Genomic DNA, 22,486 nt, shown 5'->3' with positions numbered 1-22,486 from the left:
GACACGCGCTATGGGCGGGTAACAGGCGAATGACCGTGGTGTCGCTCAATATACGTTTATGTACTTTTTCGCTCTGGGCGTCCGGGTCGCGGGGAGTGTGGCATGACACAAAGCGTCACGGAGCTGATCCTCCCCACCCCGAAGGAACGCCGGCGCCTGCGCGAAGCGGCCGAGCTGACCCACGAGGAGGTCGCGGCGGCGGTGGGGGTCACCGCCACCACGGTCCGCTCCTGGGAAACGGGCCGCACCGATCCGCGGGGCCGCAAGCGCGAGGCCTACGCCAAGCTCCTGACCCGCCTCGCCGCGACCACGGGCCCGGCCTCGGGTACGGAGCCTCGTGCGTACGCCGCGTCCGACAGCGCGTCCGACAGCGCGTCCGACAGCGCACAGGGCGCCCCGGAACCGGCCGCCGCCCTCTCCGCCACGCCCACCCGGCCGGCCTGGGCCAACGGCACCGCCACGCCGGCGACGGCGACGGCACCGGCGGTCGAGGCCGAGGCGGAGTCCGAAGGCGGGTCCGAGTCCGGGTCCGAGGCCGCCGCCTTGACCGGCGTGTCGAAGGAGCCCGAAGCCGTAACCGGGGCCTCCGAGAGCGATACGGACGAGGCGTCAGCCGCCAACTCCGCCGAGGGGTACTTCGGGTTCCTCGCCCGGGCCGCGCGGCCCGTCGGGGTGCCCCGGCACGAGGCCAAGGCCACGGTCAAGGCCGCGGTCGGCGGTGGCGGCCTCGCCACGCTCCGGGCAGGAGGAACGATTCCTCACGGCCCGGGCACGGTTCCACCGGGTCCGGGCACCGGAATGGGCATCAACAGCACCGGCACCGGCACCGGTCCGGGCAACGACGGGCCGGGCGACGAGAACGGCGGCACGAGTACCCGTACCGCCCCCGAGACCGCCGCCCAAGGCGCCGCCGACGGCGGGACGGACGAACGCCCGCCCCGGAAGGTCCCCACGCCGGAATCCGCCTTCGACGCGCTCTACAACCGCACCGCCCCCGCCCTCACCCGCCAGGCCTACCTCCTCACCGGCCGCCGCGGCCTCGCCCACGAGGCCGTGGAGCGCGCCTTCCAGCAGGCCTGGGGCCGCTGGCCCGAGGTCGCCACCGACCCGGACCCGGTCGGTTGGGTGCGCGCGGCGACGTACGAGTACGCGCTCTCGCCCTGGCACCAGTTCCGGCGGGCCCACAAGCATCCCGACAAGCCCCCGGCGGACCCCGGCGACCGCACCCTCATGGACGCGATGCTCGCGCTGCCGCCCGCCCACCGCAGGACCTTGCTGCTCTACGACGGCGTCGGGCTGGACCTGCCCGACACCGCCGCCGAGACCGAGGCCTCCACGCCGACCGCCGGCAGCCGCCTCCTCAACGCCCACGCCGAACTCGCCGACCGGATCCCCGAGCTGGCCGACGTGGCGCCCGGGAAGCAGTCGGCGCTGCTGCGCGAGCGGCTCGGCGCGCTGAGACCGGCCGTCCGGCTGGAGCCGCGCTCGGCGGCCGTCGTCCGGGCGGCCGGCGAGGGCCGGACCCGGCGGTGGACCCGTGCGGTCCTCGGGCTGACGGCGGTGATCGCCGCGGCCACGGCCTACACGGCGGCCACCGCACCGACCGAGTACGAGCCCCCGCGCGCCCCCGGCGCGAACGTGTCGGGCGTGCCCCCGCACAGCGGCCCGCAGCAACTCTCCGACGAGGGGCGCCAGCTCCACGACAAGCTGCTGAACGACCCAGCGGCCGGCCCGGCGAGGGTCTCGCCGAAGCCCGAATAGAACCGAACGGGACCAGACGGGAACGGGCGTGGCCCGCACCCCTTCACAGGGTGCGGGCCACGCCCGTCACTACGTACGACTACTACTGCTGGTGCAACTGGGGCTGCGAATTACTTCGCGGCGTTCAGGATCTCGCGCGCCAGCTTCGCCGTCTCGGTCGGGGTCTTGCCGACCTTCACGCCCGCGGCCTCGAGGGCCTCCTTCTTGGCCTGTGCGGTGCCAGAAGAACCGGAGACGATGGCACCGGCGTGGCCCATGGTCTTGCCCTCGGGGGCGGTGAAGCCCGCGACGTAGCCGACGACCGGCTTGGTGACGTTCTTCGCGATGAAGTCCGCCGCACGCTCCTCGGCGTCGCCGCCGATCTCGCCGATCATGACGATCAGGTCGGTGTCGGGGTCCGCCTCGAACGCCGCGAGGGCGTCGATGTGCGTGGTACCGATGACCGGGTCGCCACCGATGCCGACGGCGGAGGAGAAGCCGATGTCACGGAGCTCGTACATCATCTGGTAGGTCAGCGTGCCCGACTTGGACACGAGACCGATGCGGCCGGGCTTGGTGATGTCGCCCGGGATGATGCCGGCGTTGGACTGGCCGGGGGTGATCAGACCCGGGCAGTTCGGGCCGATGATCCGCGTCTTGTTGCCCTTGGCCGTCGCGTACGCCCAGAAGGCGGCGGAGTCGTGCACCGCGATGCCCTCGGTGATGACGACGGCCAGCGGGATCTCGGCGTCGATCGCCTCGACCACGGCGGCCTTGGCGAAGGCCGGCGGGACGAAGAGGACGGAGACGTTGGCGCCCGTCTTCTCCATCGCCTCGGCGACGGAACCGAAGACCGGGATCTCCGTGCCGTCGAAGTCGACGGTGGTGCCGGCCTTGCGCGGGTTCACGCCACCGACGATGTCGGTGCCGTCAGCCAGCATCAGCTTGGTGTGCTTCATGCCCGTGGCACCGGTCATGCCCTGGACGATGACCTTGCTGTCCTTGTTGAGGAAGATAGCCATGTGAGTCTGTGACCTCTGCCCTTACTTCGCAGCCGCGAGCTCGGCGGCCTTGTCGGCCGCGCCGTCCATGGTGTCCACGCGCTGTACCAGCGGGTGGTTGGCGTCCGAGAGGATCTTGCGACCCAGCTCGGCGTTGTTGCCGTCGAGGCGGACGACCAGCGGCTTGGTGACCGCCTCGCCCTTGTCCTCGAGCAGCTGCAGCGCCTGGACGATGCCGTTGGCGACCTCGTCACACGCGGTGATGCCACCGAAGACGTTGACGAAGACGGACTTGACGTCCGGGTCGCCGAGGATGATCTCGAGACCGTTGGCCATGACGGCGGCGGAAGCGCCACCGCCGATGTCCAGGAAGTTGGCGGGCTTGACGCCGCCGTGGTTCTCGCCGGCGTAGGCGACGACGTCGAGGGTGCTCATGACGAGACCCGCGCCGTTGCCGATGATGCCGACCTCGCCCTCGAGCTTGACGTAGTTGAGGTTCTTCGCCTTGGCGGCGGCCTCGAGCGGGTTCGCGGCCGCGTGGTCCACGAACTCCTCGTGGCCCGGCTGGCGGAACTCGGCGTTCTCGTCGAGCGAGACCTTGCCGTCGAGCGCGATGACGTCGCCGTTGGCGACCTTCGCGAGCGGGTTGACCTCGACGAGGAGCGCGTCCTCGGCGATGAAGGTCGCCCACAGGGTCACGAGGACCTCGGCGACCTTCTCGGCCACCTCGGCCGGGAACTGCGCCAGCGCGACGATCTCGCGGGCCTTCTCGATGGTCACGCCCTCGTTGGCGTTCACCGGGACCTTGGCGAGCTTCTCCGGGGTCTCCTCGGCGACCTGCTCGATGTCCATGCCGCCCGCGACCGAGGCCATGGCCAGGAAGGTGCGGTTGGTGCGGTCGAGGAGGTACGAGACGTAGTACTCCTCCAGGATCTCCGGAGCGGTCTCGGCGATCATCACCTTGTGGACCGTGTGGCCCTTGATGTCCATCCCGAGGATGTCCGTCGCACGGGCGACGGCCTCGTCCGGGGTGGCGGCGAGCTTGACGCCGCCTGCCTTGCCACGGCCGCCGACCTTCACCTGCGCCTTGACGACCGACTTGCCGCCCAGCCGCTCCGTGGCCTCGCGCGCCGCCTCAGGCGTGTCGATCACTTCACCGGCCAGCACCGGTACACCGTGCTTGGCGAAGAGGTCCCTCGCCTGGTACTCGAACAGGTCCACGCGCGTCCGTCCCTTGTCTTCAAAGATTCGCAGTGATTCGCGGTTGTCTGCTATCTGCGTGGGCGTGCCGCGGAGGGCAACGTGACGGCGCTGTCACAAGGAAGGCGCACACGGTGACCGTGGACGCGGCATGTCCGTCCCGCAGGTTATCCCCGTGGGACGTAGGTCCCTAAATCGCAGATCACACCTGAGCGGTGATACCTGTCACAGATCGCCTCACGGTTGAACTGCATCTTCGTGTGATCCGCCGATGTGAAGGCGCCCCCGCGCCGCTACGGAGCCTCGCGCGGACGGCCAGATCACGACCCTCCGGCCGGCCCCGGCAGGGGTCGCTTCTCCAGGGCCGCGGCCATCACGTCCGGGAACAGGTCGGGGGTGCAGGCGAAGGCCGGGGCGCCCAGTTCGGCGAGGGCTGCGGCGTGTTCGCGATCGTAGGCGGGGACACCCTCGTCGGACAGCGCGAGAAGGGTCACGAACTCGACGCCCGCGCCCTTCATCGCCGCGACCCGCTTGAGCATCTCGTTGCGTATGCCGCCCTCGTAAAGATCACTGATGAGGACGACGACCGTGTCGGCGGGCCGGGTGATCCTGGACTGGCAGTAGGCGAGCGCGCGGTTGATGTCGGTGCCGCCGCCGAGCTGGGTGCCGAAGAGCACGTCGACGGGGTCGTCGAGCTGGTCGGTCAGATCCACGACGGCCGTGTCGAAGACGACGAGCCGGGTCGAGATCGAACGCATCGAGGCCAGCACCGCGCCGAAGACGGAGGCGTAGACGACGGAGGCCGCCATCGAACCCGACTGGTCGATGCAGAGGATGACCTCCTTCTTCACCGACTGCGAGGCGCGGCCGTAGCCGATCAGCCGCTCGGGGACCACGGTGCGGTACTCGGGGAGGTAGTTCTTCAGGTTCGCCCGGATGGTCCGGTCCCAGTCGATGTCCGCGTGGCGGGGGCGGCTGATCCGGGCCGACCGGTCGAGGGCGCCGGTGAGCGTGGCCCGGGTGCGGGTGGCGAGCCGCTTCTCCAACTCCTCGACCACCTTGCGGACCACGGCGCGGGCCGTCTCCCTGCTCGTCTCGGGCATCGCCTTGTTGAGGGAGAGCAGGGTGCCGACGAGGTGGACGTCCGGCTCCACGGCCTCCAGCATCTCGGGCTCCAGCAGGAGCGCGGACAGCCCGAGGCGCTGGATCGCGTCCCGCTGCATGATCTGGACCACGGGGGCGGGGAAGTACGTCCGGATGTCCCCGAGCCACCGGGCCACTCGCGGCGCGGACCCCCCGAGCCCGGCCGACCGCTCCCCCTTGCGCCCCCCGCCGTCGCCGCCGCCCCCGTAGAGCGCCCCGAGCACGGAGTCCATCCCGACATCCGCCCCGCTCAACGCACACCCGGTCCCGTCGGCCTCCCCCCCGAGCACCATCCGCCACCGCCGCAACCGCTCGTCACCAACGCCCGCACCCACCATCTGCCATCCCCCTGCTCTCGTAGTCACCACATCAACCAGCCCCACCAACACACCCCCTCCAGCCCGTCCGGCGCTTGAGGACCGGGTCCGGGCACAGCCCCGGCGCCCCTCCAGCCGGTCCGGCGTTTGAGGACCGGGTCCGGGCAGCGCCCGGGGAACGGTGGAACTGGGGGTCCCCCCGGACGGAGTCTGGGGGATGGGTAGGGGACACGCCCCGCGCAGCGGCACCCCCGCAGCACCCGGCCCCGGCCCCCGGACCCTGGCCCCGGGAGCCCGACCCAGTACCCCGCCCCGGCCGGTCAGCCCGGCGCCCCCGCCAGGAGCAACCGGTGGACCAGCTCCACCACCGCATCCGCCCGCACCGGGTCCAGCTCCCGCCCGAAGCCCGCCGGTGCCGGCCCGGCCCCGGACCCCGCGGGCCGCGCCCCGGCCGGGGCCGGACCACGACGGGCGAGCTCGCCCAAGGTCCGCTTCACACCCGGCTCGTACGCCCCGAACGTCCGCCGCAGCAAAGGCAGTACGTCGACGAACGCCCGCTCCGGCACGGATGTCAGCCACGCGTCGATCAGACCGAGCAGCCGGTCGTCGTGGACCAGCAGGGTGCCGCCCCCCGAGCCGCCGCCCGCGAAGCCCTCGATCCAGCCCGCCGCGTCGGCCGGCGCGGACGCCGGGGACAGCGAGAGCCCCATCAGCCGGGCCGTCTCCTGCGGCGGCAGCCGCCCGTCGTCGAGCAGCAGCCGCGCGGCCCGGCCACGTATGAGCCCGGGGACGGAATCCCGCCCGGCCAGCGTCCGCAGCACCGCCGACCACCGCTCCCGCAGCCCCTCGGCCCCGGCCCCGTCACCCCCGCCCCCACCCCCGCCCAGCAGCCCGATCGCCCCGTGTACGGAGTCCACGTGCCCCCGGAGCTCCGCCGCCGCGTCGGCGTCCAGCCCGGCCGCGCAGGCGGGCGGCAACGCCACGCAGATCCGCTCGGCGAGCCCGGCCGCGACCGTGCCCAGCGCCGCCGCGTCGGTGCCGCGCACGTCCCCGTACCGCAGTGAACGGGCCAGCGCGGGCAGCGCCTTGGCGAGCCCCGCCACATCGGTGTCCAGCGCGGCCAGGTCGGCCAGCGCCCTCAGCACCGCGGGCAGCGCCTGCGAGAGCCCCGCCAGCAGGCACCGCTCGGCCAGGGCGGTGACCTCGCCCAGCTCCCCGGCGCCCTCCGCGTCGGCCTCGGCCCTGGCGGTGGCCGCCCCGAGGACGGTGGTCCCCCATATGCCGGCTTCGGCGATCCGCACCGCGAGCTCCGGTTCCCAGCGGAGCCGCCAGGTCTCCCGGAAGGTGCCCGTACTCCCCCGCGAGGCCGCCGGGACGCCCCAGTCGATGCCGAGCAGCCGCAGCCGGTGCAGCAGCAGGGACTTGGCGGCGTCGGACTCCTTGCGCAGATCCAGCTCCAGCTCCCGCTCCTGCGCCTCGGCCTTGAGGCGCAGCGAGCGCTGCTGGCGGGTCAGGTCCCGCTGGAGCGGTACGGCGGGCGCCGCGTCCGGAATCTCCCCGAGCACGTCCCCCACGACGAGCCGGTCCTCGATCAGCGCGAGCGGTATGTCGGAGCCGTCGCACATCGCCGCCCGGACCGCTTCCAGGGTCTCTGTCAGTCCTGCCACCGGCCGGCCCCGCATCGCGGCGAGGGTGTCGGCGAGCCGGACCGCCTCGATGACGTGCGCCGGGGAGACCTGCCGGTCCTCCGCGCGCAGCAGGTCCGCGACCTTGGTCAGCCACCGCTCGACGGGCCGGTCCCGGGCCGCGAAGAGGTGCGCGTACCAGCCGGGCGAGGTGATGCCGGCCCCGTACCCGCCCGCGCGGGCGAGGCGTCGGTGGGTCCAGGGGACCCAGGTGGTCTCCACCTTGACCTTGGGCAATCCGGTGAGCAGCGCCTTGTCGGCGGCGGCGGTGGTCTTCGCCCGCAGCACGGGCACGTGCCAGGCTCCGCAGACCACTGCGTACTCGTCACCGAACTCGCGGCGCGCGGCCCGCATCCGCTGCCGCATGTGGGCCTCGCGGACCAGGTCCCGGTGGTGGCCGCCGGTCCCGTACTCCTCGCGCAGGGCGCCCATGGCCTCGCCCAGCGCCTCGAACACGGCCAGCGGGTCCCCGCCGCCGGACGCGCCCCGGTGCTCGACCACGTCCTCCCACCAGCGCTCGGGGTCGTCGTACCCGGCGGTTTCGGCGAGTACGGCGAGAGGGTCCAGCGGTACGGAGGGCCCGGCGGCTCCGGGCGTCTCCCCGTCCTTGCCGAAGTCCCCCTCGATGTCCTCCTCGGTGCCCTCCTCGGCGGCCTCCTCCCCTGCCAGGGCCAGGGAATGGGCGGCGGGCAGGTCGATGAACCGGACCGGCACGTCCCGCGCCTGGGCCCACCGGATGGCGGCCCACTCCGGGGAGAAGCCGGCCAGCGGCCAGAACGCGGCCCGGCCGGGGTCGTCGGCCGCGTGTGCGAGCAGGGCGACGGGCGGCCGCATCCCGGGGTCGGCGGCGAGCGGCAGCAGGGCGTCGCCCTCGGGCGGCCCCTCGATCAGCACCGCGCGGGGCTGCGCCGCGTCGAGCGCGGCCCGCACGGCCCGGGCCGAGCCGGGCCCGTGGTGCCGTACGCCCAACAGCAGCGGCCCCCGCCGCGCGCTCTGCCGGCGCTGCGGGCTCATGCCGTCACCTCCCGGCAGGCGCGGTAGAAGTCCTTCCAGCCCTCGCGCTCGCGCACCACGGCCTCCAGGTACTCCTGCCAGACCACCCGGTCGGCGGCCGGGTCCCGCACGACGGCCCCGAGGATCCCGGCGGCCACGTCGGAGGGGCGCAGTACGCCGTCCCCGAAGTGGGCGGCCAGGGCGAGGCCGCCGGTGACCACCGAGATGGCCTCGGCGGTGGACAGGGTGCCGCTGGGCGATTTCACCTTCGTGCGCCCGTCGTCGGTGATTCCGCCGCGCAGCTCGCGGAAGACGGTGACGACCCGGCGGATCTCTTCCAGGCCCTCCGGCGCGGCGGGCAGGTCGAGGGCGCGGCCCATCTGGTCCACGCGGCGGGCGACGATGTCGACCTCGGCGTCGGCGGTGGCGGGCAGCGGCAGGACGACGGTGTTGAAGCGGCGGCGCAGTGCGCTGGAGAGCTCGTTGACCCCGCGGTCGCGGTCGTTGGCGGTGGCGATGAGGTTGAAGCCGCGCACGGCCTGCACCTCCTGGCCGAGCTCCGGTATCGGGAGGGTCTTCTCAGACAGGACGGTGATGAGGGTGTCCTGGACGTCGGCGGGGATGCGGGTGAGCTCCTCGACGCGGGCGGTCATTCCGTCGGCCATGGCCCGCATGACGGGGCTGGGCACGAGGGCTTCGCGGCTGGGCCCGTGGGCGAGGAGGCGGGCGTAGTTCCAGCCGTACCGGATGGCCTCCTCCGGGGTGCCGGCGGTGCCCTGGACGAGCAGGGTGGAGTCTCCGCTGACGGCGGCGGCGAGGTGCTCGGACACCCAGGTCTTGGCGGTGCCGGGGACTCCGAGGAGCAGCAGGGCGCGGTCGGTGGCCAGGGTGGTGACGGCGACTTCGACGATGCGGCGCGGGCCGACGTACTTGGGCGTGATGACGGTGCCGTCTTCGAGCGTGCCGCCGAGCAAGTACGTGGCCACGGCCCACGGGGAGAGCTTCCAGCGGGCCGGGCGGGGCCGGTCGTCGGCGTCCGCCAAGGCTTTCAGTTCGTGCGCGAAGGCGTCTTCGGCATGCGGTCGCAGTGCCTCGGCGGTGGTCTCGTTCTCGGTCGCGGTCATGGTCCCCCTCCAATGCTCGGCAGCCATTTCCGACTGCTGGATCCACGATGCACCCGACCACTGACAACGCCCCCCGGACTCAACGTTGTTGCAGGTCAGAGCGATTGTCAGTGAGGGTCTCTACGGTGGGACACATGACTGAGCAGGGGGTCCGCTGGACAGCGGAACAGGTACTGGCTCTGGCTCCTGACGATGCATCACGCAAGGCGGGGGCCAGACTCGGCGGGGCGGGGCCGTGGTCACAGACCGGAGGTTCCGCTTCCGGTGCGGTGTGGGGTTTGTGCAAGGGCAGCGGCAGCAAGCCGTACCGGACGGTCGTCGACCTGTCCGGCCCGGCGTACAAGTGCTCCTGCCCGAGCCGGAAGTTCCCCTGCAAGCACGCGCTGGGACTGCTGCTGCTCTGGGCCGCGGAGGGGCTCACAGACGTGGCGGGGGCTTCGGGCGAGGCTCCGGACTGGGCCGGCGATTGGCTGGCGGAGCGGGCGGCGAAGGCCGCGCGGACCGCCGCCGACCGCTCGGCCCAGGCCGGACCGGCGGACGCGGAGGCCGCCCGGAAGCGGGCCGAGCGGCGGGCGGCCCGGATCGGGGCGGGGGTCGCCGAGCTGGAGCAGCGGCTCGCGGACCTGGTCCGCAGCGGCCTGGCCGGACAGGAGCGGGCCGGGTACGCCGCCTGGGAGGAGACCGCCGCCAGGATGGTCGACGCCCAGGCGCCGGGGCTGGCGGCCCGGGTCAGGGAGTTGGGCACGATACCCAGTTGCGGCGCCGGATGGCCCGCCAGGATGCTGGAGGAGGCCGCGCTGCTGCACCTGCTGGACCGGGCGTGGCTGGGGATTTCCGCATTGCCGGAACCGCTGGCCTCGACGGTCCGCGGCCGGGTGGGGCTGCCTTCCGGGGCGGGGGGCGAGGTCGTACGGGACCGCTGGCTCGTGCTGGCCCAGTACGACACGGCGTCGCCCGACGGGCGCCTCACCACCCGCCGGATATGGCTGCGCGGGCTGGCGAGCGGCCGGCCGGCCCTGGTCCTGGACTTCGGCCCGCCCAGGCGACCACCCGGGCTGGCTCTGCCCGTCGGGCTGGTGCTGGATGCGGAAGCCCGCTTCCGGCCCGGCTCGGCGGGGCTCCGGGCGGACCTCACCGAACGCTTCGCGGCGGCCGAGCCGTCCGGGGCCGCGCCGACGGGCGTGAGCACCGGCGCGGCACTGGAGGAGTACGGCGCGGCACTGCGCGAGGACCCCTGGCTGGAGTCCTGGCCGGTGGTGCTCGGCCCTGTCGTCCCCGTACCGGGAGGACGGCAGGGGGAGCAAGCAAGGGAACCGGCATGGCAATTGGCGGACGCGGAAGGGACGTCCGCCCTGCCCGTGCCCCTGACCGGGGCCGGGAGCCGGCCCCGCGCGGGGCTGTGGCAACTGGCCGCGCTGTCGGGAGGCGGGCCGGTGACGGTGTTCGGCGAATGCGGACACCGGGGTTTCACCCCGCTCACGGTCTGGCAGCCGGACTCCTCGGAGCCGGTGGTGCTGGCGTCGGCCTGAGCGGGCGCAGGGGGAAAGAAGCAGCGGCGCATGCGCGCCGTCCTGCAGGAACGACTGAGCCGGGGGGCTTTTGTGGACGACAACCACGCCAGTTGAGACCGCAGTCGTGGCGATGACCACGGGGGAATTCGAGCTGCTCCGGTCCCGCGGAGGGGGCGGGACCGGAGCACGCCACGCGAACGAGGGAGGGACCCGATGACCACGACGACCACGACGACCGCCGACAGACACGCACAAGCGCACGCGGCCACGGCCGACGTCCCGGACTGGGACGAGCTGGTCGGTGCCGCGCTCCTGGGGACCGAGCGCCGCCAGGGCAGTCCCGAGGCCCTGCTCGGCGCCGCGGCCGTGCAGACGGTCCGGCGCCGGGCCGGGCTGCGGCCCGCCGAAGCCGGACCACGACCGGAACCCGCTCCGCACGATCCGAGGCCCGAACCGCCGCAGGCGGCCCGGCAGCGGCTCGCGCAGCTACTGGCCGGCCGGACCGCCTCGGGCAGCGGCGGAGGGCGGCGGGGGGCCGCCCCGGATCTGACGGAGCTGCTGCCACAGTGGCTGGCCGCCGCCGGACGCCACGGCTACCGGGCACCGGCCGCGCTGGTCCCCGCGCTCCTGGACGCGGCGCGGGCCCGCACCGACCTGCGTCCGCAGGCGCTGGCCCTGGCCGGGACGCGCGGGCTGTGGCTGGCCCGGCTGAATCCGGACTGGCGGTTCGCGCTGCGCGGCGGTTCCGGCGGCGCAGCGGAACTGCCCGCACCGACGGACGCCGCAGGGGTGGAACGCCTGTGGCAGGAAGGGCTGTTCGCGGAGCGGGTGGCGCTTCTCGGCGCCGTACGGGCCCACGAGGCGGCGGCCGCGCTCCGTCTGCTGAGCTCCACGTGGGCCACCGAGCGGGCCGAGGACCGGCTGATGTTCCTCGACTCCCTGCGGGTGGGTCTCTCGCCCGGCGACGAGCCCTTCCTGGAAGCCGCTTTGGCCGACCGCAGCCGCAATGTCCGGGCGACCGCCGCCGAACTGCTCTCCGCGCTGCCTCAGTCGGCGCTGGCAGGGCGGATGGCCGAGCGGGCGCTGGCCTGCGTGGGCCCGGAGGGGGTGACACCGCCGGCCGAGTGCGACGCGGGCATGCTGCGCGACGGGGTGGTCAAGCGGCCGCCCGCCGGGCGCGGGGAGCGGGCCTGGTGGCTGGCGCAGCTGGTGGAGTCCGCGCCGCTGTCCTGCTGGCAGGAGCGGTTCGCCGGGCTGGGCCCGGCGCAGATCGTGGCGCTGCCGACGGCCGAGGGCTGGGCGGAGGAGCTCCATGCGGCCTGGTGCCGGGCAGCCGTCCGCCAGCGCGATCCCGCATGGTCCCAGGCCCTGCTGGGCTCGGCATCGGCCCCGCCCGCGACGGGCCCGGTGACGCCTTCGCTCGCCGAGCGGGCGAAGTTGCTGTCGATCCTCGACGAGGAGGAACGGGCGGCCTGGGTGGCGGAGTTCATACGGGCACACGGGCTGTCGGAGGCGTTCCAGCTGCTCGGAGTCTGCGTGGTGCCGTGGGCGGGAGAGCTGGGGCGGGCAGTGGTGGAGTCCCTGGACCAGGCCCGCGAGGCGGGCGGCTACCCGTGGAGCTTCAGTGGCGTGATGGGACTGGCGGAGCGCTGCCTCGATCCCGCGGAGGCCGGGCTGCTGGACGCGGCGGCGGCAGCGCCGGCCGAGCCGGGCGGCGCTGCGGCCTACTGGTCGGAGGCCTTCCAGCGCCTGGTCTCCACGCTCCGCCTCCGCGCGACGATGCACGCCGAACTCGCCCCGTCTGGTCCATGACCCCGGGGCCGCGCCGGACGCACCGCGTCCGGCGCGCGGGCCTGGTCGTCCCTTTCGGCTCCTGTCGGACCCGGCAGGATCCGAAGGAGGCGTCCTACGATGCCTGCCGGACGTGCGCGTGCACCCAGGCCACGATCTCCGTGGTCGTCGCGCCCGGCGTGAAGATCTCCGCCACGCCCTTCTCCTTCAGCGGAGCGATGTCCGCCTCCGGGATGATCCCGCCGCCGAAGACCTTGATGTCCGCCGCGTCGCGCTCCGCGAGGAGTTCCAGCACGCGCGCGAACAGCGTGTTGTGCGCACCCGAGAGGATCGACAGGCCGATCGCGTCGGCGTCTTCCTGGATCGCGGTGTCCACGATCTGTTCGGGGGTCTGGTGGAGGCCGGTGTAGATGACCTCCATGCCCGCGTCCCGCAGGGCCCGCGCGATCACCTTGGCACCTCGGTCGTGGCCGTCGAGACCCGGCTTGGCCACCACCACACGGATCGGACCGGTCACACCCATCGCACTGCCTCCCGAGTGAACGAACGTTAAGTACAGCATCGCGCACACCCCCGTTTCGCGGTCAACCACGAGGGGGAAATCACACGTGGGATGGCGTGCCGCCGCTCCCGTGCCGCCACTCCGTGCCGACAGCCGCACGGCACGGCGTGGCCGGCCGTCGTGCGGGCTCCTGGCACTCCGTCCGGGTCCCAAGGCAGTTGGGGGGAGGCCGTCCATGGGGCTGTCCACGTCCGGGGCCGCGCTGCGGGCCGGCCTGCTGGAAGCGATCGTGCTCGGCGGGCACATCCTGATGTATCCGACGGGAATGTGCCAGGAACGGCGGCCCGCCACCACTGGCGAGCGTCCGCCCGCCCTGCTCCTGCACGGGTTCACCGACAACCGCTCCGTCTTCGTCCTGCTGCGCCGCTCCCTCGGGGCGGGCGGGCTGCGGCAGGTGGAGACCTACAACTACTCGCCCTTCACCCTCGACCTGCGCGTCACCGCCCGCCATCTGGCCCTGCGCGTCGAGGAGCTGTGCGAGCGCACCGGGCAGGAGCGGATCGACCTGGTGGGGCACAGCCTCGGCGGACTGGTGGGGCGTTACTACGTCCAGCGGCTCGGCGGCGACGCCCGCGTCCGCACGCTCGTCACGCTCGGAACTCCACATTCCGGTACCCGGGTCGCGCCCTTCATGGACGCACATCCGCTGGTCCGACAGATGCGCCCGGACTCCGAGGTGATGGCCGAGCTGCGCGCACCCGCACCCGACTGCCGGACGCGCTGCGTGGCGTTCTGGAGCGAATTCGACGAGCTGATGGACCCGACCGAGACGGCCCGCATCGACCATCCGGACCTGCTCGCCGAGAACGTGCAGGTCACCGGCATCGGACACCTCGCCCTGCCCGCGCATCCCACGGTCATCTCGGCGGTCCGGCACACACTCGACGGGCCCGGCCCGACCGCCCTCGCCCAGCCCGGCACGGCTTCCGTCGCCTGACGTCAGATCTCCCGAAACCGGCCTGCCGCGCCCCGATCAATCGAACAAATTTCGAACTCAAGGCCAAGGGTGTTCCTTTGGGCGACCGAAAGGCGGCCGAATGCCCGGTTCCCTCGAGGCCGGCACCCGTCGAAGATTGTCGTTGCGAGTAACCGCCGGGTACAGTCACGCCACTGCTCTCCTCCGAGGAACTCCAAACTCCTCGGCCACCCAGGCCCCCCGCTGCCGAGGCGAAAGAGAAGTTGGTGAACGACCGCCCATCGTCGGGCCAGTACCCCAACCACGGGTACGACGGCCTTTCCACCACCACTTTCGCTGGTGATTCCGCGTTCACATCCCAGGAATCACAGGGTCAGGGATACAACTACGTCGCCCATGGCGCGTACGACACCGGTTCTTATGACACCGGTTCCTACGCCACCGGGTCCTACGACACCGGCTCCCACGCCACTGGCGCGTACGACACCGGTGCGTACGACGCGACCGCCTGGACCACCCCGCAGAGCAGCTATCCCCAGCAGCCGCAGGCCGGTTACGACACCACCGACGGTTACGACGGATATCTCTCGACCGTTCCCGCCCAGGCCGTCTCCACGGACTACCGGTCCACCGCCTTCGGCTACGACGCGTCCGCCGAGCAGACCGGCCACTGGTCGGTCCCCGGATACGCCACCGAAACCGGCACCTACGACGCCACCGCCTGGAACACCGGCTCGGAACAGCCGCAGGATCAGCAGCACGGCTACTCGCACGGATACGAGCAGCCCCAGGAACAGCCGCAGGCCCAGAGTTACGCGTACGAGTACGGCCACGAGACGTACGCCGCGTACGAGGAGACCGCGCCCGCCTCCTACACCGAGACCTCCGTCTTCGGGGTCATCACCGACGAAGTCGACAGCGAGGCCGAGGCCGAGTTCGAGTTCGAGCCCGCAGGCGAGGCCGATCGCAACGCGACCGACGCCGCCGCCGACGCCGAGTTCCAGGTGCACGACCTCCCCACCCAGGCCATGCCCGTCACGCTCGCGGCCCCGGCCGCGCCGCGCCCCTCGCGCCGCGCCGGCAAGTCCGGCAAGTCCGGCAAGTCCGGCAGCGTCATGAAGTCTGGCAGCGCGGGCAAGTCCGGCAACACGGGCGCAGCCGCCGGCGGGGGCAACAACCGCCGCCGCACCCCCGCGAAGCGTTCCGCCCTGCTGACCGTCGCCGTGCCCTCCGCCTGCGTGATGGGCGTCGCGGGTGTCGCCGCCGCCTCCGTGGGCGGGCTGACCGGTCCGCAGAAGCCTTCCGAGGAGACGACCACGATGGCCGCGCCCGACCCGGCGTCCATCAAGCCGGTCGCGGCGAACAGCAAGCTCGACACCCAGCTCACCGCGCTGAGCGCCGACGCGGGCGACTTCGCGGACCGTGCGAGCCGCACCCAGGAGCGCATCGACCTGCGCCTGCGCCAGGACGAGGAAAAGAAGAAGAAGGCGGAGGAGGAGGCGGCCAAGGAAGCGGCGCGCCCCAAGTTCGTGCTCCCCGTCGAGCAGCACGGCCTCAGCGCCGGCTTCGGCCAGGCCGGCGTCAACTGGATGTCCGTGCACACGGGCATCGACTTCCCGGTGTCCTACGGGACTTCGGTCATGGCCGCCACCGATGGCACCGTGCGCAGCCAGTGGAACAGCGCCTACGGCAACATGGTGATACTCACCGCGCCCGACGGCACCGAGACCTGGTACTGCCACCTCAGCAGCGCCAAGATCCGCTCCGGCAAGGTCAAGGCCGGCGATGTGATCGCGTACTCCGGCAATTCGGGCAACTCCACCGGGCCGCACCTCCACTTCGAGGTCCGTCCGGGCGGCGGCACCCCGGTCGATCCCCAGGCATGGCTCCGCAGCCACGACCTGGACCCGAACTGAGAAACCCGGTCGGCAAGGCGGCGGGCCGGGCGACCAACCGCCCGGCCCGCCTGCCCACCGCTTCCTAGAGCTTCTGCACCGGCGCGTACCGCAGCAGCAGCCGCTTCGGCTTCTCGTCCCCGAAGTCGATGGTGGCCTGCGCATCGGCGCCCGCCCCCTTGACCTCCATGACCGTGCCCAGCCCGAACTGGTCGTGCGTGACGCGGTCCCCGACCACCAGCGCGATGACCGGCTTGTCGGAGGCCCGGCGCGTCGCGAACCCGGACGGGCCCGACTTCGAACGCGACGAGGACAGGAACGACTCCGGCGAGGTCCCGAACGAGGCCTTCGAACCGCCACCGCCCGAGCCCGAAGACCCGTACCCCGAGCTGCGCATCGGGCCCGCCGGCTTCTGCGCCGCGCCCGTCCGCTTCCACTGCAGGTACTCGGCCGGGATCTCCTCGAGGAACCGCGACGGCGGGTTGTACGAGGGGGTGCCCCAGGCGCTGCGCATCGAGGAGCGCGTCAGGTACAGCCGCTCGCGCGCCCGCGTGATGCCCACGTAGGCGAGGCGCCGCTCCTCTTCGAGCTCCTTGGCCTGGCCCAGCGCCCGCATGTGCGGGAAGACCCCGTCCTCCATGCCGGTCAGGAAGACCACCGGGAATTCGAGGCCCTTGGCGGTGTGCAGGGTCATGAGGGTGATGACGCCGTTGCCGTCGGTGTCCTCGTCGGGGATCTGGTCGGAGTCGGCGACGAGCGCGACCTGCTCCAGGAATTCCGACAGCGTGCCGGGGCCCACGGGCGGTCCGCCGTTCTCGGCGGCCTCCGCCGCGGCGGCTTCCCGCGCCTGCTCGAACTCCAGCGCCACGGCGGCCAGTTCCTGGAGGTTCTCGATGCGCGTCTCGTCCTGCGGGTCGGTCGAGGCCTGGAGCTCGGCGAGATAGCCCGTACGCTCCAGGACCGCTTCGAGGACCACGGCCGGGCCCGCGCCCGAGTCGACGATCGTGCGGAGCTCTTCCATCAGCACGTTGAAGCGCTTGACGGCATTGGTCGAGCGGGCGGCCATGCCGAAGGCCTCGTCCACGCGGCGCAGCGCCTGCGGGAAGGTGATCTTCTCGCGCATGCCGAGCGCGTCGATCATCGCTTCCGCGCGCTCGCCGATGCCGCGCTTGGGCACGTTCAGGATGCGGCGGAGCGGGACGTTGTCCTCGGGGTTGGCCAGGACGCGCAGGTACGCGAGGACGTCCCGGACCTCCTTGCGCTCGTAGAAGCGCACGCCGCCGACGACCTTGTAGGGCAGTCCGACGCGGATGAAGATCTCCTCGAACACGCGGGACTGCGCGTTCGTCCGGTAGAAGATCGCGACGTCGCCGGCCTTCGCGTCGCCCGCGTCCGTCAGCCGGTCGATCTCGTCGGCGATGAACTGGGCCTCGTCGTGCTCGGTGTCCGCGACGTATCCGGTGATCACCGCGCCCGTGCCGGCCTCGGTCCACAGGTTCTTCGCGCGGCGGTTCTCGTTGCGCTCGATGACCGCGTTGGCGGCGGACAGGATCGTCTGCGTGGAGCGGTAGTTCTGCTCCAGCAGGATCGTCGTGGCGTCCGCGTAGTCCTCTTCGAACTGGAGGATGTTGCGGATGGTCGCGCCGCGGAAGGCGTAGATCGACTGGTCGGCGTCACCCACGACGCACAGCTCGGCCGGCGGCAGGTCCGGGTAGCCGGTGCCGACCAGCTCGCGCACGAGCGTGTACTGGGCGTGGTTGGTGTCCTGGTACTCGTCGACCAGCACGTGCCGGAAGCGGCGCCGGTAGTGCTCGGCGACCTCGGGGAACGCCTGGAGCAGGTGGACCGTGGTCATGATGATGTCGTCGAAGTCGAGGGCGTTCGCCTCGCGCAGCCGCCCCTGGTACATGGCGTACGCCTGGGCGAGGGTCTTCTCGAAACCGTCCACCGCCTGGCCGGCGAAGGCGTCCTCGTCGATCAGCTCGTTCTTCAGGTTCGAGATCTTGGCGTTGAAGGCCTTCGGCGGGAACTTCTTCGGGTCCAGGTCCAGGTCGCGGCAGACGAGCGCCATCAGCCGCTTCGAGTCGGCCGCGTCGTAGATCGAGAACGAGGAGGTGAAACCGAGCCGCTTGGACTCGCGGCGCAGGATGCGGACGCACGCGCTGTGGAAGGTGGAGACCCACATGGCGTTCGCGCGCGGGCCGACCAGGCCCTCGACGCGCTCCTTCATCTCGCCGGCGGCCTTGTTCGTGAAGGTGATCGCCAGGATCTGGCCGGGGTGGACCCCGCGCGCGCCCAGCAGGTGCCCGATGCGGTGCGTCAGCACGCGCGTCTTGCCGGAGCCGGCGCCGGCCACGATGAGCAGCGGGGAACCCGCGTGCACCACGGCGGCACGCTGCTCCGCGTTCAGCCCGTCGAGGAGCGCCGCCGGGTCGATGACGGGCCTGGGGGCGCCGTCCCGGTAGTACGCGTCCCCGCTCATGGGCATGTCGAACCGGCCCCCGAAGAGATCGTCCGCGCCCGTCTCGGGGGCGGCGTGTTCCTCGGGCGGCGGCGGGACCTCGTCGGAGGGGGAGAGGTCGGCCAGGAAGCTGTCGTCAAAGAGGCTGCTCATCGCCTTCCGAGTTTAGAGGGCGGGACCGACAGCCGGTCCCGGCCCGCGAAATTCGGCCGCATATGCCCTTCGGACCCTGCGCGGCCCCTTCCGAGGCACCCCCTCCGCGACTAGCGTGCCCCGCCAACCGGAAGGAGGTGCCGGCCGTGCACTCGTACGGATTCCCCTCGCTCCACTCCTCTCTCCACCGCCCGCGGTACATGCAGGCCAGGGCCGAGGCGGCGGGCCGGCGCCGGGAGGCGGCCAAGGTCGTCGTGGACCTGGAGAGCGCGCAGGAGGAGTTACGGACGCGCAAGCAGGAGGTGCAGGACCGGCTCGCCGAGGCGAACACCCTGCTGGCGAAGCTCACCGGCCCGCAGCGGGCGCAGGTGTCGGGCCCACGGGCCCCGGCGGGCTCGGGGGACCTGCCCGCCGACACCCCCGCCTCGGTCTCCGGCGCCAAGGCGGTGGCCTTCGCGCGGGCCCAGCTCGGCAAGCCGTACGTCTGGGGCGCGACCGGCCCGAACTCGTACGACTGCTCCGGACTGACCCAGGCCGCCTGGCGCGCGGCGGGCGTCGCGCTGCCCCGTACCACCTGGGACCAGGCCGAGGCGGCGCCGCGGATCGCGACGAAGGACCTGCGCCCCGGTGACCTGGTCTTCTTCTACGGGGACATCAGTCATGTGGGGATCTACATCGGCGGCGGCCGCATGATCCACGCCCCGCGGCCGGGTGCGTACGTCCGCGAGGACTCCGTCTTCTACCAGCCGGTCCACAGCAGCGTCCGGCCGGGCTGAGACCCCCCGCCACCCGGTCGTATTAAATACTCCGCGCGCGGCGTGGCGGGTGCGCCGTCCGGGCGGGATGCGTTCGGGGCCGTTATTCCGGACCGGGTTGCCGGGGACCACTGCGGAGTCGTTCGCGGGAACCACCGCGGAGTCCCCGACGGCTCTCGAGAGCTCTCCCGAGCTCTCCCGTGTCCCTCCCCGAAGGAGCCCCCCTCGTGATCCCGTCCCAGTCGCCGACCCCGCCCCCGAGCCGTCGGCCGACCGCCCGCCTCACCCGCGTCCTGCTGCCCGTGTGCGGAGCCGCCGCACTGGTCGGGACGGCGGTCGCGCCCGCGGTGGCCGCGCCCACACCCGTGGCCTGCAGCACCGCCTCGCTCGCTGCCGCCATCACCGCCGCCAACTCCGGGGGCGGTTCGCTGTCGCTGGCCACGGGCTGTACGTACGCGCTGACCGCGCCGCTGCCGGCGATCAGCGCGGCGGTGACCATCGACGGTCATGTCGCCACGATCACCCGCGCGCCCACGGCGCCCTCGTTCGGGATCCTCGCCGTCGCGCCGGGCGGCAAGCTCACCATCAGCCATGTGATCATCACCGGCGGGGACGCGACCGGAAGCTTCGGCGGCGGCATCCGCAACGACGGAATCCTCTCGGTGTCCGCGTCGATCATCAGCAACAACAAGGCCGACTTCTCCGGCGGGATCGGCGGGACCGGCGGCACGACCACGACGATCTCCAACAGCTTCATCACCAAGAACACGGCGAAGCACAACGGCGGCGGTTTCGCCAACGACGGGAACATGACGATCTCGCGGTCCACCGTCAGCGACAACACGGCCCTGGAGAAGGGCGGCGGGGTGGCCAACGACGGTGTCCTGAAGATCGAACGGTCGGCGTTGACGAACAACTCCGCGAGCGGCCCGACCGGAGTCGGCGGCGGGATCGCCAACTTCGGCGGCCCCGGGGCGTCCACCACGCTCACCGGGGCCATCGTGACCGGCAACAAGGCCACGGTGACCGCCGGCGGGGTCTACAACAACGCCGGGACGGTCATTTCCAACACGAGCATCATCTCCTCCAACCAGCCCAACAACTGCACGACGAGCGCCCCGGCCGTACCCTCCTGCACCAACTGAGCCGCATCCGGCGCCCACCGGCGTGTCGGTCACTCAGCGCCAGCCCGTGCACGCGGCGCCCGGCGTGGCGCTCACCCTCCGTAGCAGGGCGAGTTGACGGACCATCGTCGACTCGCCCTTCGGCCTGCCCTGCCGGGGGGAGTTCGAGTCGCCGATTCCACCGACCGGCCCTAGCGTCAAGCCACCGAGGGGCATTTCCTGCCTTTTGCGGATAAACGGTTCGCGGCTGCACCTCGGGGACCCGGAGGAATCACCATGCGTGCGATACGTGTCGCATCCGTCGCCCTGCTCTCCACCGCCGCTCTCGCGCTCGCCGCGCCGATGGCCTCGGCCAATGACGGCGGGAACATGGCCAATGTCACGTCGTTCGGCTTCACCCTCTCCCCCGCCACCGTCGCCGCTGGCGGAACCGTCACCCTGAACGCCACCGGCTGCAAAGAACCGCTGGTCAAGGTCTCCTCCGGCGTCTTCGACGCCGTCGAGCTCAAGGCGGGCAAACCCGCGATCGCCAAGGTCGACTCGGACGCCAAACCGGGTGCCCAGTACGTGGTCACCTTCGACTGCAAGGGCGAGAAGGGCACGACCACCCTCACGGTCTCAGGCCACACGAGCGGTATGGCCACCATCGCTCCCAACGTCCCACCGAAGGGCATCAAAGCCGGTCTGGGCGGCGGTGCGGGCGGCCTGAACGCCACCGAGATCGCCACCGGTTCGGCGCTGCTGGCGGCCGCGGTCGGCCTTGGCGTGTACCTGATGCGCCGCCGGGCAGAGGGCAAAGCCTGACCGTAGGCTCCCTGACCGCAGACCCCCCTGACCGCCGGGCCCGTCCGACTCGCCCCTGACGACCGGACGGGCCCGGTCCAAGACGCCCCGCCCGCCGAGGGAGACCGCATCACATGCCCCGCCACCAGGAGCCCACGAAGCCTCGCGGCGGCTGGGGCGTCGTCGCCATGGTCGCCCTCAGCGGCGCTTTCTTCCTCACCAACGGCCTCGACGTGAACGGCGGTCCGCCGCAGCCCGCGAGCGCCGCCACCCTGGTCACCGACCCCGCCCACGACGAGGCGGCCCGCCTGCTCCCCCCGGCCCCCGAGCCGCTGGATCCCTCCCCTCCGACCCGGATCCGGGTGCCCTCCGTAGAGGTCGACGCCCCCGTCACCCGGGTCGGCCTCGACGCCGACGGCTGGGTGGACGCCCCGCCGCCGCAGGACAAGAACCTGGCGGGCTGGTACGACGGCTCCCCCACCCCCGGCACGCTGGGCACGGCGGTGATCGACGGCCACGTGGACAACAAGCAGGGCCCGGCGGTCTTCTACAACCTCGGCGCGCTCACGCAGGGCAAGCACATCGAGGTGGACCGGCAGGACGGAAGCACCGCCGTGTTCACGGTGTACGGCATCGAGGTCGTCGGCAAGAACGCGTTCCCGGCCAAGCGCATCTACGGCTCCAAGGGCGAGCCGGAGCTCCGCGTGATCACCTGCGGCGGCGGCTACTCGAAGGAGGCGGGCTACGACGGCAACGTCGTCGTCTTCGCCCGCCTGACGTCGATCCGAAAATAGCCGCGGCACCGGACGACGCGAACCTGACCGACAAGATCCAAAAGAGACGACCTAGGCTCATCGGCATGACCGTTCTCATCAACGTCTTCCTCGGCCTGCACATCATCGGGATCGCCTCGCTCCTCGGCGGCTTCCTGACCCAGATGAAGGCGATGAGCGCCGGCACCGCCCGCTTCGTGCCCGCGATGCTGCACGGCGCGCTGACCATGCTCGTCACCGGCGTGCTGCTCGTCGGCTTTCGCGAGATGGACGGCGGGACCGTCAACAACATCAAGATCGGCGTGAAGCTCGCGATCCTCTTCGTGGTCCTGGCGCTGGTCTACGTCAAGCGTGACGAGGAGCGGGTGGAGAAGGCCCTGTTCGGGGCCGTCGGCGGACTGACCATGGTCAATATCTTCATCGCCGTCCTCTGGCACTGACCACAGACGGCCATCGGCCCACAAGGTCCGGTCGGATGCGGACAGTTGCGATCATCTCGTCATCCGACCGTTACCTCCGGGTCTAGCGTCCTCCTCCAGGCACCGAGAGAGGAAGGACG

16 protein-coding genes and 1 pseudogene are annotated in these 22,486 nt (G+C 72.2%); 10 read left to right on the top strand and 7 right to left on the bottom strand.

The window, feature by feature from the left end; all coding sequences use genetic code 11:
• Positions 1–102 precede the first annotated feature (102 nt).
• The gene (locus tag AC3IYJ_RS24060) at positions 103–1,761 is read left to right on the top strand and encodes a helix-turn-helix domain-containing protein (RefSeq protein ID WP_489396819.1); all 1,659 of its coding nucleotides are present in this window, start codon (positions 103–105) and stop codon (positions 1,759–1,761) included.
• 110 nt (positions 1,762–1,871) lie between these two features.
• Here AC3IYJ_RS24060 and sucD read toward each other — a convergent pair whose 3' ends face one another.
• The 5 genes from sucD to AC3IYJ_RS24035 form a co-directional block, all read right to left on the bottom strand.
• The gene (gene sucD / locus AC3IYJ_RS24055) at positions 1,872–2,762 is read right to left on the bottom strand and encodes a succinate--CoA ligase subunit alpha (protein ID WP_489396818.1); all 891 of its coding nucleotides are present in this window, start codon (positions 2,760–2,762) and stop codon (positions 1,872–1,874) included.
• A 21-nt stretch (positions 2,763–2,783) separates the two neighbouring features.
• The gene (sucC, locus tag AC3IYJ_RS24050) at positions 2,784–3,962 is read right to left on the bottom strand and encodes an ADP-forming succinate--CoA ligase subunit beta (protein ID WP_489396817.1); all 1,179 of its coding nucleotides are present in this window, start codon (positions 3,960–3,962) and stop codon (positions 2,784–2,786) included.
• Positions 3,963–4,261: 299 nt separating this feature from the next.
• Positions 4,262–5,422 carry a vWA domain-containing protein gene (locus AC3IYJ_RS24045; RefSeq protein ID WP_489402901.1) on the bottom strand — a complete coding sequence of 387 codons (1,161 nt, stop codon included), beginning with the start codon at positions 5,420–5,422 and terminating at the stop codon, positions 4,262–4,264.
• Positions 5,423–5,721: 299 nt separating this feature from the next.
• Complete coding sequence (locus tag AC3IYJ_RS24040) at positions 5,722–8,100, bottom strand: DUF5682 family protein (RefSeq protein WP_489396816.1); 2,379 nt, start codon at positions 8,098–8,100, stop codon at positions 5,722–5,724.
• Positions 8,097–9,203 carry an ATP-binding protein gene (locus AC3IYJ_RS24035; RefSeq protein WP_489396815.1) on the bottom strand — a complete coding sequence of 369 codons (1,107 nt, stop codon included), beginning with the start codon at positions 9,201–9,203 and terminating at the stop codon, positions 8,097–8,099. The genes AC3IYJ_RS24040 and AC3IYJ_RS24035 overlap by 4 nt, the downstream gene beginning before the upstream one ends.
• A gap of 134 nt (positions 9,204–9,337) precedes the next feature.
• Here AC3IYJ_RS24035 and AC3IYJ_RS24030 point away from each other — a divergent pair, with 134 nt between their 5' ends.
• Together AC3IYJ_RS24030 and AC3IYJ_RS24025 are read left to right on the top strand one after the other, a co-directional pair.
• Positions 9,338–10,732, top strand: a complete 1,395-nt coding sequence (locus AC3IYJ_RS24030; RefSeq protein ID WP_489396814.1) for an SWIM zinc finger family protein — start codon at positions 9,338–9,340, stop codon at positions 10,730–10,732.
• 195 nt (positions 10,733–10,927) lie between these two features.
• A complete protein-coding gene (locus AC3IYJ_RS24025; protein ID WP_489396813.1) occupies positions 10,928–12,526 on the top strand; it encodes a DUF5691 domain-containing protein in 1,599 nt (532 codons plus the stop codon).
• Between the two features lie 94 nt (positions 12,527–12,620).
• Here the strand turns inward: AC3IYJ_RS24025 and icmB are convergent, their stop codons facing one another.
• Positions 12,621–13,028 (bottom strand): coenzyme B12-dependent isobutyryl CoA mutase small subunit, encoded by a 408-nt coding sequence (gene icmB, locus AC3IYJ_RS24020; protein WP_489396812.1) that lies wholly within the window; start codon positions 13,026–13,028, stop codon positions 12,621–12,623.
• Between the two features lie 214 nt (positions 13,029–13,242).
• Between icmB and AC3IYJ_RS24015 the strand changes: the two genes are divergently transcribed.
• Together AC3IYJ_RS24015 and AC3IYJ_RS24010 are read left to right on the top strand one after the other, a co-directional pair.
• The gene (locus AC3IYJ_RS24015; RefSeq protein ID WP_489396811.1) at positions 13,243–14,004 is read left to right on the top strand and encodes an esterase/lipase family protein; all 762 of its coding nucleotides are present in this window, start codon (positions 13,243–13,245) and stop codon (positions 14,002–14,004) included.
• Between the two features lie 245 nt (positions 14,005–14,249).
• Positions 14,250–15,899, top strand: coding sequence for a M23 family metallopeptidase (locus AC3IYJ_RS24010; RefSeq protein WP_489396810.1), 1,650 nt, complete (start codon positions 14,250–14,252; stop codon positions 15,897–15,899).
• A 64-nt stretch (positions 15,900–15,963) separates the two neighbouring features.
• On the opposite strand, the gene pcrA is transcribed toward AC3IYJ_RS24010, so the two are convergent.
• Positions 15,964–18,492: a DNA helicase PcrA gene (gene pcrA, locus AC3IYJ_RS24005; RefSeq protein WP_489396809.1), complete on the bottom strand. Its 2,529-nt coding sequence runs from the start codon at positions 18,490–18,492 to the stop codon at positions 15,964–15,966.
• Between the two features lie 440 nt (positions 18,493–18,932).
• On the opposite strand from pcrA, the pseudogene AC3IYJ_RS24000 reads away from it, so the two are divergent.
• From AC3IYJ_RS24000 to AC3IYJ_RS23980, 5 genes and pseudogenes are all read left to right on the top strand, one after another.
• A pseudogene (locus tag AC3IYJ_RS24000) lies at positions 18,933–19,268 on the top strand (C40 family peptidase); the annotation flags it as partial.
• Between the two features lie 206 nt (positions 19,269–19,474).
• On the top strand, positions 19,475–20,392 hold the full coding sequence (locus AC3IYJ_RS23995) for a hypothetical protein (protein ID WP_489396808.1): 918 nt from the start codon (positions 19,475–19,477) through the stop codon (positions 20,390–20,392).
• A 255-nt stretch (positions 20,393–20,647) separates the two neighbouring features.
• On the top strand, positions 20,648–21,175 hold the full coding sequence (locus AC3IYJ_RS23990) for a hypothetical protein (protein WP_489396807.1): 528 nt from the start codon (positions 20,648–20,650) through the stop codon (positions 21,173–21,175).
• 113 nt (positions 21,176–21,288) lie between these two features.
• Positions 21,289–21,948: a class F sortase gene (locus tag AC3IYJ_RS23985; RefSeq protein WP_489396806.1), complete on the top strand. Its 660-nt coding sequence runs from the start codon at positions 21,289–21,291 to the stop codon at positions 21,946–21,948.
• A 65-nt stretch (positions 21,949–22,013) separates the two neighbouring features.
• A complete protein-coding gene (locus tag AC3IYJ_RS23980) occupies positions 22,014–22,367 on the top strand; it encodes a hypothetical protein (protein WP_489396805.1) in 354 nt (117 codons plus the stop codon).
• Positions 22,368–22,486: the final 119 nt, after the last annotated feature.

Source organism: Streptomyces sp. GL_140 (assembly GCF_057834465.1).
The sequence above is the reverse complement of the archived record's forward strand: the minus strand, read 5'-3'. Positions and strand labels throughout refer to the sequence as shown.

What these genes read in the sequence shown, in the direction of transcription:
- AC3IYJ_RS24060 (WP_489396819.1), top strand. Translation starts at nt 103, where the DNA reads ATGACACAAAGCGTCACGGAGCTGATCCTCCCCACCCCGAAGGAACGC.
- sucD (WP_489396818.1), bottom strand. Translation starts at nt 2,762, where the DNA reads ATGGCTATCTTCCTCAACAAGGACAGCAAGGTCATCGTCCAGGGCATG.
- AC3IYJ_RS24045 (WP_489402901.1), bottom strand. Translation starts at nt 5,422, where the DNA reads ATGGTGGGTGCGGGCGTTGGTGACGAGCGGTTGCGGCGGTGGCGGATG.
- AC3IYJ_RS24040 (WP_489396816.1), bottom strand. Translation starts at nt 8,100, where the DNA reads ATGAGCCCGCAGCGCCGGCAGAGCGCGCGGCGGGGGCCGCTGCTGTTG.
- AC3IYJ_RS24035 (WP_489396815.1), bottom strand. Translation starts at nt 9,203, where the DNA reads ATGACCGCGACCGAGAACGAGACCACCGCCGAGGCACTGCGACCGCAT.
- AC3IYJ_RS24030 (WP_489396814.1), top strand. Translation starts at nt 9,338, where the DNA reads ATGACTGAGCAGGGGGTCCGCTGGACAGCGGAACAGGTACTGGCTCTG.
- AC3IYJ_RS24025 (WP_489396813.1), top strand. Translation starts at nt 10,928, where the DNA reads ATGACCACGACGACCACGACGACCGCCGACAGACACGCACAAGCGCAC.
- icmB (WP_489396812.1), bottom strand. Translation starts at nt 13,028, where the DNA reads ATGGGTGTGACCGGTCCGATCCGTGTGGTGGTGGCCAAGCCGGGTCTC.
- AC3IYJ_RS24015 (WP_489396811.1), top strand. Translation starts at nt 13,243, where the DNA reads ATGGGGCTGTCCACGTCCGGGGCCGCGCTGCGGGCCGGCCTGCTGGAA.
- pcrA (WP_489396809.1), bottom strand. Translation starts at nt 18,492, where the DNA reads ATGAGCAGCCTCTTTGACGACAGCTTCCTGGCCGACCTCTCCCCCTCC.
- AC3IYJ_RS23990 (WP_489396807.1), top strand. Translation starts at nt 20,648, where the DNA reads ATGCGTGCGATACGTGTCGCATCCGTCGCCCTGCTCTCCACCGCCGCT.
- AC3IYJ_RS23985 (WP_489396806.1), top strand. Translation starts at nt 21,289, where the DNA reads ATGCCCCGCCACCAGGAGCCCACGAAGCCTCGCGGCGGCTGGGGCGTC.
- AC3IYJ_RS23980 (WP_489396805.1), top strand. Translation starts at nt 22,014, where the DNA reads ATGACCGTTCTCATCAACGTCTTCCTCGGCCTGCACATCATCGGGATC.